Origin of the sequence: Streptomyces sp. enrichment culture, assembly GCF_964273255.1 — a bacterium.
GTDB lineage: Bacteria > Actinomycetota > Actinomycetes > Streptomycetales > Streptomycetaceae > Streptomyces.
This window is the reverse complement of sequence record NZ_OZ186835.1, coordinates 4,577,078-4,589,428: the sequence shown is the minus strand read 5'-3', so window position 1 is coordinate 4,589,428 and position 12,351 is coordinate 4,577,078. Positions and strand designations below refer to the sequence as shown.

The 12,351-nt window shown below is 72.6% G+C and carries 11 protein-coding genes and 1 tRNA gene; 7 read left to right on the top strand and 5 right to left on the bottom strand.

The window, feature by feature from the left end:
• Positions 1 to 88: 88 nt before the first annotated feature.
• On the top strand, positions 89 to 691 hold the full coding sequence (gene orn / locus ACSU53_RS19915) for an oligoribonuclease (RefSeq protein WP_437029595.1): 603 nt from the start codon (positions 89 to 91) through the stop codon (positions 689 to 691).
• 115 nt (positions 692 to 806) lie between these two features.
• A tRNA-His gene (locus ACSU53_RS19910) sits at positions 807 to 879 on the top strand.
• Between the two features lie 106 nt (positions 880 to 985).
• On the opposite strand, the gene ACSU53_RS19905 is transcribed toward ACSU53_RS19910, so the two are convergent.
• Positions 986 to 2,041: a LacI family DNA-binding transcriptional regulator gene (locus ACSU53_RS19905; RefSeq protein ID WP_437029593.1), complete on the bottom strand. Its 1,056-nt coding sequence runs from the start codon at positions 2,039 to 2,041 to the stop codon at positions 986 to 988.
• A 355-nt stretch (positions 2,042 to 2,396) separates the two neighbouring features.
• On the opposite strand from ACSU53_RS19905, the gene ACSU53_RS19900 reads away from it, so the two are divergent.
• The 4 genes from ACSU53_RS19900 (at position 2,397) to ACSU53_RS19885 (ending at position 7,312) form a co-directional block, all read left to right on the top strand.
• Positions 2,397 to 3,752: an ABC transporter substrate-binding protein gene (locus tag ACSU53_RS19900; RefSeq protein ID WP_437029591.1), complete on the top strand. Its 1,356-nt coding sequence runs from the start codon at positions 2,397 to 2,399 to the stop codon at positions 3,750 to 3,752.
• 5 nt (positions 3,753 to 3,757) lie between these two features.
• Positions 3,758 to 4,777, top strand: a complete 1,020-nt coding sequence (locus ACSU53_RS19895) for a carbohydrate ABC transporter permease (protein WP_437033292.1) — start codon at positions 3,758 to 3,760, stop codon at positions 4,775 to 4,777.
• 12 nt (positions 4,778 to 4,789) lie between these two features.
• Entirely contained in the window at positions 4,790 to 5,695 is a 906-nt protein-coding gene (locus tag ACSU53_RS19890; RefSeq protein WP_437029590.1) for a carbohydrate ABC transporter permease, read from the top strand.
• A gap of 180 nt (positions 5,696 to 5,875) precedes the next feature.
• Positions 5,876 to 7,312, top strand: a complete 1,437-nt coding sequence (locus tag ACSU53_RS19885) for a GH1 family beta-glucosidase (protein WP_437029588.1) — start codon at positions 5,876 to 5,878, stop codon at positions 7,310 to 7,312.
• A 109-nt stretch (positions 7,313 to 7,421) separates the two neighbouring features.
• On the opposite strand, the gene ACSU53_RS19880 is transcribed toward ACSU53_RS19885, so the two are convergent.
• Both ACSU53_RS19880 and ACSU53_RS19875 read right to left on the bottom strand, forming a co-directional pair.
• Positions 7,422 to 8,948 (bottom strand): sensor histidine kinase, encoded by a 1,527-nt coding sequence (locus ACSU53_RS19880; protein WP_437029586.1) that lies wholly within the window; start codon positions 8,946 to 8,948, stop codon positions 7,422 to 7,424.
• The gene (locus tag ACSU53_RS19875) at positions 8,945 to 9,679 is read right to left on the bottom strand and encodes a response regulator transcription factor (RefSeq protein WP_437029584.1); all 735 of its coding nucleotides are present in this window, start codon (positions 9,677 to 9,679) and stop codon (positions 8,945 to 8,947) included. Before ACSU53_RS19875 ends, ACSU53_RS19880 begins: the two co-directional genes overlap by 4 nt.
• A 109-nt stretch (positions 9,680 to 9,788) precedes the next feature.
• On the opposite strand from ACSU53_RS19875, the gene ACSU53_RS19870 reads away from it, so the two are divergent.
• Positions 9,789 to 10,352: a hypothetical protein gene (locus ACSU53_RS19870; protein ID WP_437029582.1), complete on the top strand. Its 564-nt coding sequence runs from the start codon at positions 9,789 to 9,791 to the stop codon at positions 10,350 to 10,352.
• Positions 10,353 to 10,669: 317 nt separating this feature from the next.
• On the opposite strand, the gene ACSU53_RS19865 is transcribed toward ACSU53_RS19870, so the two are convergent.
• Both ACSU53_RS19865 and ACSU53_RS19860 read right to left on the bottom strand, forming a co-directional pair.
• Positions 10,670 to 11,539 carry a spermidine synthase gene (locus ACSU53_RS19865; protein WP_437029581.1) on the bottom strand — a complete coding sequence of 290 codons (870 nt, stop codon included), beginning with the start codon at positions 11,537 to 11,539 and terminating at the stop codon, positions 10,670 to 10,672.
• Between the two features lie 209 nt (positions 11,540 to 11,748).
• A complete protein-coding gene (locus ACSU53_RS19860) occupies positions 11,749 to 12,192 on the bottom strand; it encodes a hypothetical protein (RefSeq protein WP_437029579.1) in 444 nt (147 codons plus the stop codon).
• Positions 12,193 to 12,351 lie beyond the last annotated feature (159 nt).

The window sequence follows — 12,351 nt, the reverse complement described above, 5'->3', positions numbered from 1 at the left end:
ACCTGGCGGTGCGGGCGCGGCCGGTTCCCCGGAACGGAGGCGGAACCGGCCGGTCCCCGGCGCCCCCGCTGCCCGTAGGGTTGGGGACATGAACGATCGCATGGTGTGGATCGACTGCGAGATGACCGGCCTCTCGCTGTCGGACGACGCGCTCATCGAGGTGGCCGCCCTCGTGACCGACTCCGAGCTGAACATCCTCGGCGAGGGCGTCGACATCGTCATCCGCCCGCCGGAACGGGCCCTGGAGACGATGCCGGAGGTGGTGCGCACCATGCACACCGCGTCGGGGCTGCTCGACGAACTGTCCGGGGGCACGACCCTCCAGGACGCCGAGGAGCAGGTCCTCGCCTACGTCCGGGAGCACGTCAAGGAACCCGGCAAGGCACCGCTGTGCGGCAACTCCGTCGGCACCGACCGCGGGTTCCTGCTGCGTGACATGCCGACGCTGGAGGACTACCTGCACTACCGGATCGTCGACGTGTCCAGCATCAAGGAGCTGGCCCGGCGCTGGTACCCGCGGGCGTACTTCAACAGCCCCGAGAAGAACGGCAACCACCGGGCCCTCGCCGACATCCGCGAGTCCATCGCGGAACTGCGCTACTACCGCGAGGCCGTGTTCGTCCCCCAGCCGGGCCCCGACTCGGAGACCGCGCGGAAGATCGCGGCGAAGCACGTCCTGCCTGCTCAGTAGCGTGTGAGGGGCGTTACCCGGCCCCGGCGCAAACCCTGGCGCGAGCACCCCTGAAGACCCTGTAGACTCTTTCTCGGCCGGTCGGGAAGTACACCACTTCCGACCGACAGCCGTGGTGGGTGTAGCTCAGCTGGTAGAGCACCTGGTTGTGGTCCAGGATGTCGCGGGTTCAAGTCCCGTCACTCACCCTGAGTCTTCAGCCGGTGACTTCGACGAAGTCACCGGCTGAAGCCGTTTCAGGAGCCGTGGGAGTACTTGCGGCACGGCTCGCCCGGAGCCGCCCTCGCGGAGCCGTCAGGTGGAGGCCCGCGGCACCAGTTCGGTGGCGAGCACCACATGGCGCCGGTCCGCACCGCGGACGACGGCGGGACGCCGGTCGGCGATCTCGGCCAGCAGCAGATCGATCATGGCGCGGCCCATCTCCTCGATGGGCTGGCGGACACTGGTGAGCGGCGGGTGCAGATGACGGGCGATGGCGGAGTCGTCGTAGCCGACCAGGGCCACGTCGTCCGGGATGCGGCGGCCTGCCTCGCGCAGGGCCTGGCGGGCGCCCGCCGCGGTCACGTCGGAGGCCGCGAACACCGCGTCGAGACCGGGGCGGCGCTCCAGCAGGGCCGCCATGGCGCGCCGGCCGCCCTCCTCGGAGAAGTCGCCGGGCTCCACCAGCAGCTCGTCCACCGGGTGGCCCGCCTCGCGCAGGGCGTCCCGGTAGCCGTCGATGCGGCGCTGGGCGCCGTACACGTCGAGGCGCCCGGTGATGTGGGCTATGGCGCGCCGGCCCCGGCCGATCAGGTGCTCGACGGCCTGCCGGGCGCCGCCGTAGTTGTCGGAGTCCACCGAGGTCAGCGTCTCGGCGGCGGAGCGCGGGCCGCTGATCACCGCCGGGATCTCCAGCTGGGCCAGCATGTCGGGCAGCGGGTCGTCGGCGTGCACCGAGACCAGCAGGACCCCGTCGACCCGGTGGGCGGCCAGGTACTGGGCGAGCCGCTGCCGCTCCCGGTCGCTGCCCGCGAAGATCAGCAGCAGTTGCAACTCGGTGTCCGCGAGGGCGGCGCCGACCCCGCGCAGCATGTCGGAGAAGTACGGCTCGGCGAAGAACCGCGTCTCCGGCTCCGGCACCACCAGCGCGATCGCGTCGGTGCGGTTGGCGGCCAGGGCGCGGGCCGCGGTGTTCGGCACGTAGCCCAGTTCCGCGACGGCGGCCTCGACGGCGGCGCGGGTGGCGTCGCTGACCCGGGGCGAGCCGTTGATCACCCGGGAGACCGTGCCCCGGCCGACACCGGCGCGCGCCGCCACCTCCTCGAGGGTGGGCCGGCCGCCGCTACGGCCCCGCGCTCCGTGGCTTGCCATCGGGCCCCGCCTTCCGTCATGTGTCTCCCCGGCCTGGAATGTAACAGCCCCGTAGGCGGGCGAAGCCGCTGCGTGACCGCCGTCGCCACCTGCCCCGCGGGCCCGCCGAGCCGCGAACGGGGTCCCGGGCGGCTCCAGTTAACAGCCCGATAACTGAACGCTTCTCCCCGTGTCCGCTCCCTTGACACCCCCGTCCCGAGCCGGGACTCTTCAACACATCACATGTGGGAGCGCTCCCACAGTACCTGACACATACACAACCCGCACGTTCCCCGCCCGAGCCGCAGCACGCAACAACGGGACCGACAACGCCGTTGGCCGGGGGGTCGGCACGTCAGGGCAACAGGAGGACGCAATGCGAGCACGTACCCTCCCTCACACTCGGCTGCGCTCGAGCGGGGGCAGGCCCGTGGTCCGACGGGCCGTGGCCGTCGCGGCCGTGGTGTCGCTCGGCACCGGGCTGCTGGCCGGCTGCGCCGACGACGGCGGAGACGGCGACTCCGGCTCCTCGTCGGGCAAGGGCAAGACCACGATCACCCTTGGTCTGTTCGGCACCATGGGCTTCAAGGAAGCCGGTCTGTACGCCGAGTACGAGAAGCAGAACCCCGGCATCAAGATCGCGGAGAACGTGATCGAGCGGAACGAGAACTACTACCCCGCGCTGCTCAACCACCTCACCACCAACAGCGGTCTGCAGGACGTCCAGGCCGTCGAGGTCGGCAACATCGCGGAGATCGTCGCCACCCAGGCGGACAAGCTGGAGGACCTCTCCAAGGCGCCGGGCGTGAAGAAGGCCGACTGGCTCGAGTGGAAGTGGGAGCAGGCCACCACCAAGGACGGCGCGACCATCGGCCTCGGCACCGACATCGGCCCGATGGCGATCTGCTACCGCAAGGACCTCTTCGAGAAGGCGGGCCTGCCCACCGACCGCGAGGAGGTCGGCAAGCTGTGGGCCGGCGACTGGGCGAAGCTGGTCGAGGTCGGCGAGGACTACCAGAAGAAGGCGCCCAAGGGCACCACCTTCATGGACTCCCCCGGCGGCCTGCTCAACGCCATCCTCAGCAGTGAGGAGGAGCGCTTCTACGACAAGTCCGGCGAGATCATCTACAAGACCAACCCGGCCGTGAAGAACGCCTTCGACCTGACCGCCAAGGCCGCCGAGGAGGGACTGGTCGGCGCCCAGACGCAGTTCCAGCCCGCCTGGGACCAGACGATCGCCAACAACAAGTTCGCCGCGATCTCCTGCCCGCCGTGGATGCTCGGCTACATCAAGGGCAAGTCGCAGCCCGACGCGGCCGGCAAGTGGGACGTCGCCGTGGCTCCCAAGTCCGGCAACTGGGGCGGCTCGTTCCTGACCGTGCCCAAGAGCGGCAAGAACGTCGACGAGGCCAAGAAGCTGGTCGCCTGGCTGACCGCGCCGGAGCAGCAGGCCAAGCTGTTCGAGGTGCAGGGCAGCTTCCCGAGCGCGCAGAGCGCCTACGACAGTCCGGCGGTCACCGGCGCCAAGAACGACATGACGGGTGACGCCCCCATCGGTGAGATCTTCGCCGAGGCCGCGAAGCAGATCCCGGTCCAGGTCATCGGCCCGAAGGACCAGATCATCGGTCAGGGCCTGGGTGACAACGGCGTGATCCTGGTGACCAAGGGCAAGTCCGCCGAGGAGGCCTGGGAGACGGCCACCAAGACCATCGACAACAACCTGGACAAGTGACCGGCATGGCCACCCGCTCCGACACCGCCGCGTCCCCCGTCAAGGGGGGCGCGGCCCCGGGCCGTCCGCGCAAGCTCAAGCGCTCCGCGCCGGTCGACAAGGAACAACGGCGCCGCAACCGGCTCTCCCGGCGCTGGCAGCGCGACCAGCGCTGGAGCCCGTACGCGTTCGTCGCCCCGTTCTTCCTGCTGTTCGCCGCCTTCGGCCTGTTCCCGCTGATCTACACCGGCTGGGCCTCGCTGCACCAGGTGGAGCTGACCGCGCCCACCGACATGAACTGGGTGGGCCTGCGCAACTACACCCGGATCTTCGACGACGACTTCTTCTGGAACGCGGCGCGCAACACGCTGACCATCGGCATCATCTCCACCGTCCCGCAGCTGATGATGGCCATGGGCATCGCCCACATCCTCAACTACAAGCTGCGCGCCTCGACCTTCTACCGGGTCGCGATGCTCGCCCCGTACGCCACCTCGATCGCCGCCGCCTCCCTGGTGTTCGTGCTCCTCTTCGGGCGTGACTACGGCATGATCAACTGGGGCCTGGACCTCGTCGGGATCAACCCCGTGGACTGGCAGGGCGACAAGTGGCCCTCGCAGTTCGCCGTCTCCACGATCATCATCTGGCGCTGGACCGGCTACAACGCGCTGATCTACCTGGCCGCGATGCAGGCCATCCCGCAGGACCTGTACGAGTCGGCGGCGCTGGACGGCGCCAACCGGTGGCAGCAGTTCTTCCACGTGACGCTGCCCTCGCTGCGCCCGACGATCCTGTTCACCGTGGTCGTCTCCACGATCGGCGCCAGCCAGGTCTTCGGCGAGCCGCTGCTGTTCGACGCCAACAAGGGCGCGTCCGGCGGCGCGGAGCACCAGTTCCAGACGCTCGGCCTGTACCTGTACGAGCAGGGCTGGGTGAACCAGCACCTGGGCCGGGCCTCGGCGATCGCCTGGACGATGTTCGCGATCCTGATCGTCGTCGGCATCATCAACTACGTCATCTCGCGCCGGCTGCGCGCCAGCAGTTAAGGAGGTGTGGCCGTGACGACGACTGTGACGCCCCCCGAGACCTCACCCGCCAAGGAGCAGAAGCGCTCGCGCCTGCCGAAGTCCGCCCGCGCGGGCGGCACGCTGCACGGCGGTCCGATCGCCTACGCGATCCTGGTCGTGTTCACCCTGGTGTCGCTGTTCCCGCTGGTGTGGACCGCGATCGCCGCCTCCCGGGACAACCAGCGGCTGGCGCAGACCCCGCCGCCGTTCTGGTTCGGCTCCAACCTCTTCAAGAACCTGGAGATCGCCTGGACCGAGGCCAACCTGGGTGAGGCGTTCCTCAACACCACGATCGTGGCGGGCATCTCGGCCGTGACCATCGTGGTGCTGTCGACGATCGCCGGGTTCGCCTTCGCCAAGCTGCGCTTCCGGGGACGGGGCGCGATGATGCTGATCGTCATCGGCACGATGATGGTGCCGCCGCAGCTCAGCATCATCCCGCTGTACATGATGGTCGCCAAGCTGGACTGGACCGACCAGTTGCAGGCGGTCATCTTCCCGTCGCTGGTCAGCGCGTTCGGTGTGTTCTTCATGCGGCAGTACCTGATCCAGGCGCTGCCCGACGAGATCATCGAGGCGGCCCGGGTGGACGGCGCGAGCAGCTGGCGCGTGGTGTGGCACGTGGTGTTCCCGGCGGCGCGGCCCGCGATGGCGGTCCTCGGCATGCTGATGTTCGTGCAGACGTGGAACGACTTCCTGTGGCCGTTCCTGGTGCTGACCCAGCACGGCAACCCGACCGTGCAGGTCGCCGTGGCGGCCCTCGGCCGCGGCTACACCCCGGACCAGTCCCTGATCATGGCGGGTGCGCTGCTGGGCACGCTGCCGCTGCTGATCGTCTTCGCCATCTTCGGCAAGCAGATCGTGGGCGGCATCATGCAGGGCGCCGTCAAGGGCTGACGGGCTCCGCCGAAGGCGGCCCGTCTCCCTTTCCCTCGCCCTTGCCCTTGCCCTTGCCGTTCACCCCCTTCGCCCCTCCCCTCCCCTCCCCTTCCCGTCCCCCTCCCGTCCTACTTCCTCGCCCGTCTTCCCCGTCCGCTGACTCGTCGGTCCTCCACGACCACCTATGGGAGCGCTTCCATGCCTGACTCCGCAACGCCGGTGACCCCGGCTGCCTTTCCTTCCGTCTTCCTCTGGGGCGCCGCGACCTCCGCGTACCAGATCGAGGGTGCGGTGCGGGAGGACGGACGGACCCCGTCCATCTGGGACACCTTCAGCCACACCCCGGGCCGGACGGCCGGCGGCGACACCGGTGACGTCGCCGTCGACCACTACCACCGCTACCGCGAGGACGTCGCGCTGATGGCGGAGCTGGGGCTGACGGCCTACCGCTTCTCCGTCTCCTGGCCCCGGGTGCAGCCGACCGGGCGCGGCCCCGCCGTGCAGCGCGGGCTGGACTTCTACCGCCGGCTCGTCGACGAGCTGCTGGAGCACGACATCGCGCCGGCCGTCACCCTCTACCACTGGGACCTCCCCCAGGAACTGGAGGACGCGGGCGGCTGGCCCGAGCGCGACACCGCGTACCGGTTCGCCGAGTACGCGCAGATCGTCGGCGAGGCGCTCGGCGACCGCGTGGAGCAGTGGATCACGCTCAACGAGCCCTGGTGCAGCGCCTTCCTCGGCTACGCCTCCGGCGTGCACGCGCCCGGCCGCACCGACGCCGCGGCCTCGCTGCGGGCCGCCCACCACCTGAACCTCGCGCACGGCCTGGGCACCAAGGCCCTGCGCGCGGTGATGCCGGCCCGCAACTCGGTCGCGATCAGCCTCAACAGCGCCGCCGTCCGGCCGCTGACCCAGCAGCCCGCGGACCTGGCGGCGGCCCGCAAGATCGACGACCTGGCCAGTGGGATCTTCCACGGCCCGATCCTGCACGGCGCCTACCCGGAGACGCTGCTCGAGGAGACCTCCTCGCTCACCGACTGGTCCTGCATCGAGGACGGCGACCTCGACACGATCCACCAGCCGCTGGACGCGCTCTGCCTCAACTACTACACGCCCACCCTGGTGTCGGCGGCCGACCCGTCCTCCCCCGCCCCGCGTGCCGACGGGCACGGCGCGAGCGAGCACTCGCCCTGGCCGGGCGCCGGGGACGTGACCTTCCACCAGCCCCCGGGCGAGCGCACGGAGATGGGCTGGACCGTCGACCCGACCGGCCTGCACGAGCTGATCATGCGCTACACCCGGGAGGCTCCCGGCCTGCCGCTCTACATCAGCGAGAACGGCGCCGCCTACGCCGACAAGCCCGGCGCGGACGGCACGGTCCACGACCCGGAGCGGGTGGCCTACCTGCACGGCCACCTCTCCGCCGTCCACCGCGCCCTCGCCGACGGCGCGGACGTGCGGGGCTACTACCTGTGGTCGCTGCTGGACAACTTCGAGTGGGCGTACGGCTACGAGAAGCGCTTCGGGGCGGTGTACGTCGACTACGCGACGCTTCAGCGCACCCCGAAGTCCAGCGCGCTCTGGTACGGCCGGGCGGCCCGCACGGGTGTCCTGCCGGCCCCGGAGCAGCTCTGACCACCCGGGAACGGGGGCGTGCGGTCGCGGTGTCCTAGGGGAGCGCCGCGCCCCGCGTGCGTGCCCGCGGTCCGTCTCCCTGCCGGGCGGACCGCGGGCACGCGTGACGTCACCGTCCCTTCGCGGCCGGTGTGCGCGAGCGGTTGAGGGCGGGGAGCAGCCGCCCGGGGCCCCGGCGGCGGACGCCTCCGCGGTGACCTCGCCGCCGCGGGGCCGCGTCCCGGCCGTCGAGCTGGATCCAGATGCGCACCTCCGTGCCGCCGAGCACCGAGGAGCCGATGCGCACGTCGCCGCCGGTGGACTCCGCGAGGCGGCGCACGATGTCCAGGCCGAGGCCGGTGGAGCCGTCGGTGCCCGATCCCCGGCCGCGGGCCATCGCCGCCTCGGGGTCGGGTATGCCGGGGCCCGCGTCGGAGACCAGCACGATCACGGCGTCCTCCCCGTTGTGCAGGTCGACGGCGAAGGCGGTGCCCTCCGCGGTGTGCCGGAAGACGTTGCCGAGCAGGGCGTCGAGGGCGGCGGCGAGGTCGGAGCGGGCGACGGGGATGCGCACCGGCCGGTCGGCCCCGGCGACGCGCCACTTGCGGCCCTCGTCCTCGGCGAGCGCGGACCAGAACCCCATCCGCTCCCGGACCACCTCGGCGGCGTCGCAGCCGGCGCCCGGGCCGGCCGCCGCGGTCTGCGGTTTGGCGTCGCGGGCGGTGCGGATGATGGTGTCCACCTCGCGTTCCAGCTGTTCGACCGCGGCGCGGGTCTGCTCGGCGGCCGGACCGTCGCCGAGGGAGGCCGCGTTGAGCCGCAGCACGGTCAGCGGGGTGCGCAGCCGGTGGGACAGGTCGGCGGCCAGTTCCCGCTCGTTGGCGAGGAGTTGGACGACCTGGTCGGCCATGGAGTTGAACGCGACGGCGGCCAGCCGCAGTTCGGTCGGTCCCTCCTCGGGGACGCGCGCGCCCAGCTTGCCCTCCCCCAGTTCGTGCGCGCCTTCGACCAGCCGCTGCGCGGGCCGCACCATCCGTACGCCGAGCCGGTCGGCCACGGCCACCGAGCCGAGGATCAGGGCGATGCCGACGGCCGCCAGCACCGCCCAGGCGGTGGCCACGCCGTTGGTCACCTCGGACTCCGGGACGTACACCTCGACCACGGCGATCTCGCCGGAGCTGAGGGCGACCGGCTGGAGCAGGGCGAATCCCCCGTCCACCGTGGTGGTGGAGGCCCGGCCCATCTCCCGTACCGCCGCGATGTCCGCCCCGGCGGCGCGCTGCCGTCCGATGTGGAGGGCCGTCCCCTCGCCGTCGCCGCCGCCGCGGCCCTCACCCGCGCCCCGGCTCCCTCCCCCGCCTTCGCCTTGGCCTTGGCCTTCGCCTTGGCCCTCGTCTCCGCCTTCGCCTTCGCCTTCGCCGAGGGGTACGTGCACGGCCATCGCGGCGTCCGAACCGGCGGAGGCGACGACGCGTTCGAGCTGTTCGCGGTCGGTCGTGATGGACAGGGCCGGGGCGACGGCGGCGGCCTCCCGCTCCGCCCGGGAGAAGGCCCGGTCGCCGGCGAGTTCCCGGATGACCAGGCCGAGCGGCACGGCGAAGGCGATGACGACCATCGCGGTCACCGCCAGCGACACCTTCACCAGGGCCCATCTCATCGCGGCGGCTCCGCCCCCGGGACCCCGCCCACCGGCCGTTCGACGGCGGGCGGTTCGAGCTTCACGCCGACGCCCCGCAGGGTGTGCAGGTAGCGCGGCCGGGCGGCGGTCTCCCCCAGTTTGCGGCGCAGCCACGACAGGTGGACGTCGATGGTCTGGTCGTCGCCGTAGGACTGCTGCCACACCTCGGCGAGCAGTTCCTTGCGCGGCACGACGACCCCCGGCCGCCCCGCGAGGAAGGCGAGCAGGTCGAACTCCCGGCGGGTCAGGTCCAGGCGCGCGCCGTCCAGTTCGGCCTGTCGGCGCAGCGGGTCGACGGTCAGGCCGCCGACCCGGATCACCGTGGACGACGGCGCCTCACCGGCGGCGGACCGGGCCCGGCGCAGCACGGCGGCCATCCGGGCGGAGAGGTGCTCCACGGAGAAGGGCTTGGTGAGGTAGTCGTCCGCGCCCGCGTTCAACAGCCGTACGATCTCCGACTCGTCGTCCCGGGCGGTGGCGACGATCACCGGCACGTCCGTGATCCCGCGCAGCATCTTCAGGGCCTCGGAGCCGTCCAGATCGGGCAGTCCTAGGTCCAGGATGACCACGTCGAACCGGAAGTGGGCGACCTCGCGCAGCGCCTCCAGCGCCGTCCCGACACTGCGCACGAGGTGTGCGGCGTCGGTCAGGTGCCGGATGAGCGCCGAGCGTACGAACTGGTCGTCCTCGACCACGAGAACACTTGCCATGGGCGGCACCGTACGCCATGCGAGCAGGCCCGGTCCGGGCCTGTGGACAACTCCGGATCCGCCCTCGGGCGGGACACCCGTGGGGCGGGTGGGGCAGTATGGGCCGACGATGCGCAGAGGACTCGTACACGTACTGGCCTGGCTGCTCGCCACGGGCGCGGCGGTCACGTTGTCGTGGTGGGGTGTCCACACGGTGATGGCGGGCACGGTCTACGACCCGCCGCGGGCCCTGCCCGTCGCGGCCGCGGACGCCGCGGCGCAGGAGTCGAAGCCGGTGTCGTCCTCCACCCGGCGCCCGTCCGGCCCGCCGGCTCCGCGGACGCCCGAGGCGGACGAACCGGACGGGGCGAAGCCGTCGGCGACACCGCGGGAGACCTCCCGTCCGTCCTCACCGCACCCCGACCGCACGACGCCGCCCCCGCCGGCCGGCGACCCCGCGCCGGCCACCTCCGGTGAGGTCAAGAGCTACGACACCGACGGCGGCCGGGCCGTGTTCGACCTGGGCCCCGCCTCGGCGTCCCTGGTGTCGGCGACGCCCGGGCCGGGCTGGTCGATGCAGGTGTGGAAGACGGAGTCGTGGATCCGGGTGGAGTTCAGCTCGGGTGCGGACCGGGTCTCGGTGTTCTGCACCTGGCACGACGGCCCGCCGCGCGTGGAGATCGGCACCTACTGACCGCCCACCGGGCGGGAGGACGGCATCCACGGCCGTTCGCAGGGCGGGAGGACGGCATCCACGGCCGTTCGCAGGGCGGGGAGATGGGCGCCCACCGGTCATCTCCCGCGCGGGAGACCGGCGCCCGCCGGCTCGCGGCACGCGTGGAGACCGGGGTTCGCCGACCGTACGGCGCCCGGTGACCGCCTGCCGGTGGTCCGGCCGCCGCCCGAGCCATGCGGGCCGTGCGGTCCGCGCAGGGCGTTCGGTCCGGGAAGGCCGTGCGGGCCGTCCGAGCCGCCCCGCCACTGTCCTGCAGGCCCCGCGGCCCGGCCCGGTCAGCGGAACACCGACGCGGGCGGGGCGGGCGAGGGGACGGCCGCGAGGTCGGTCACTGCGGGGGCACCGCCGGTGAAGTCGGTGAGCTCCCTGCCGTGCTGGACCCGGGCGGGGTGCGGGTCGGACGCGGCACGGCGGGTGAGTTCGGCGATCGGCAGCGGCGCGTCCGAGGCGACCAGGACGGCGTTGCCGAAGCGCTTGCCCCGCAGCACGGCCGGGTCCGCGATCAGGGCGAGTTCGGCGAACCGAGCGGCCGCGGTGGCGATCTGGCCGCGCAGGTGGGCCAGCGGCGGCCCGTCGGCGAGGTTGACGGCGTAGGTGCCACCGGGGGCGAGGGCGCGGCGGACCTCGTCGAGGAACTCGGTCGAGGTGAGGTGGGCGGGCGTGCGGGTGCCGTCGAACACGTCGGTGACGACGAGCCCGGCCCAGCCGTCGGGCACCTTGGCGAGCCCTTCCCGCGCGTCCACCGAGCGCACCCGGATGCGGGCCTTGGGGTCCAGGGGCAGCTCCCGGCGGACCAGCCGGACGAGGGCGGCGTCCCGTTCGACGACCTGCTGGGTGGACCGCGGCCGGGTGGCGGCGACATAGCGGGCCAGGGTGAAGGCGCCGCCCCCGAGGTGCACGGCGTGCAGGGGCTTGCCGGGCGGGGCGGCGAGGTCGACGACGTGCCCGAAGCGGCGCTGGTACTCGAAGGAGAGGTGCTGCGGGTCGTCCAGGTCGACGTGCGACTGCGGGGCCCCGTCGATCAGCAGCGTCCAGGCCCTCGGCCGCTCGCGGTCGGGGACGAGCCGGGCGAGCCCGCCGTCGACGCTCTCGGTGACGTCCTCGCTCGCGGTCTGCCGCCGCCCCGGGTTCCTGGACCTTCCCATGCCGGCATTGTCCCAAGCGCCCGTCGCGGACACCCGCCCCAGGTCTCCTCAGGTCGCCCCGGGCCGCCCGGGTCCATCGCGCCCGCACGCGCTCCGGGGCACCCCGGGACCCGAGGGTGACAGGCACGCGCCCCCGACAGCCGGGCGGCGCGAGGGCGGGCCCCCACACGGCGGCTCCCGGCATGGCTCCCGCGAGCGGCCCCGGGGGCCTAACGGCAGCTGTCCGCCGCCTCGATCAGACGCTGGGCCTCGTCCAGGGCGGCCCGCAGCAGCGCCGGGTCCGTCGCGGGGTCGGTCGTCGGGTCGTCACCGGGCGGCAGCAGCCAGTCGGAGCCCTCCACCGGGGGCTGCGGTGCGAGCCGCAGGCCGCGTCCGTCCGTCCGCGTGCAGGTGCTCCCGGGGACGTCCCACGCCGCGGCCGTGCCCGGGGGCACCAGGAAGCCCAGCGTGCCGCCGCCGTCGTCGTGCAGCACCGGCCCCACCGCGTCCCGGGCCCCGCGGCGCAGGATGTCCACCGCCTCCAGGCCCTGCCGGGCGGGCACCGTCACCACGTCGCACGACGGGTCCGGCGCACTCGCCGCACCCACCGCGCCGGGCCCCGTACCGAGCGGGTCCGGAACTCCTCGAGGATCGCTGCTCCGGATGGTCGCCATCCCACGCCTCCACCACACGAAATCCCTGTCGGACGAGCGGGTCGGGAGTCGGCGGGCTCCCGGTCCACAGGGTTCAACGCACCACGCCGTCAACGGCAACGGCGGAAGTTGGCCGCAAAGGATGGCAGTTCATGGCGGATCGCGGATGAGATATCCGGT

Bases quoted from the DNA above. Each gene is read 5' to 3' on its own strand.
- orn (WP_437029595.1), top strand. From the start codon at position 89: ATGAACGATCGCATGGTGTGGATCGACTGCGAGATGACCGGCCTCTCG.
- ACSU53_RS19905 (WP_437029593.1), bottom strand. From the start codon at position 2,041: ATGGCAAGCCACGGAGCGCGGGGCCGTAGCGGCGGCCGGCCCACCCTC.
- ACSU53_RS19900 (WP_437029591.1), top strand. From the start codon at position 2,397: ATGCGAGCACGTACCCTCCCTCACACTCGGCTGCGCTCGAGCGGGGGC.
- ACSU53_RS19895 (WP_437033292.1), top strand. From the start codon at position 3,758: ATGGCCACCCGCTCCGACACCGCCGCGTCCCCCGTCAAGGGGGGCGCG.
- ACSU53_RS19885 (WP_437029588.1), top strand. From the start codon at position 5,876: ATGCCTGACTCCGCAACGCCGGTGACCCCGGCTGCCTTTCCTTCCGTC.
- ACSU53_RS19880 (WP_437029586.1), bottom strand. From the start codon at position 8,948: ATGAGATGGGCCCTGGTGAAGGTGTCGCTGGCGGTGACCGCGATGGTC.
- ACSU53_RS19875 (WP_437029584.1), bottom strand. From the start codon at position 9,679: ATGGCAAGTGTTCTCGTGGTCGAGGACGACCAGTTCGTACGCTCGGCG.
- ACSU53_RS19870 (WP_437029582.1), top strand. From the start codon at position 9,789: ATGCGCAGAGGACTCGTACACGTACTGGCCTGGCTGCTCGCCACGGGC.
- ACSU53_RS19865 (WP_437029581.1), bottom strand. From the start codon at position 11,539: ATGGGAAGGTCCAGGAACCCGGGGCGGCGGCAGACCGCGAGCGAGGAC.
- ACSU53_RS19860 (WP_437029579.1), bottom strand. From the start codon at position 12,192: ATGGCGACCATCCGGAGCAGCGATCCTCGAGGAGTTCCGGACCCGCTC.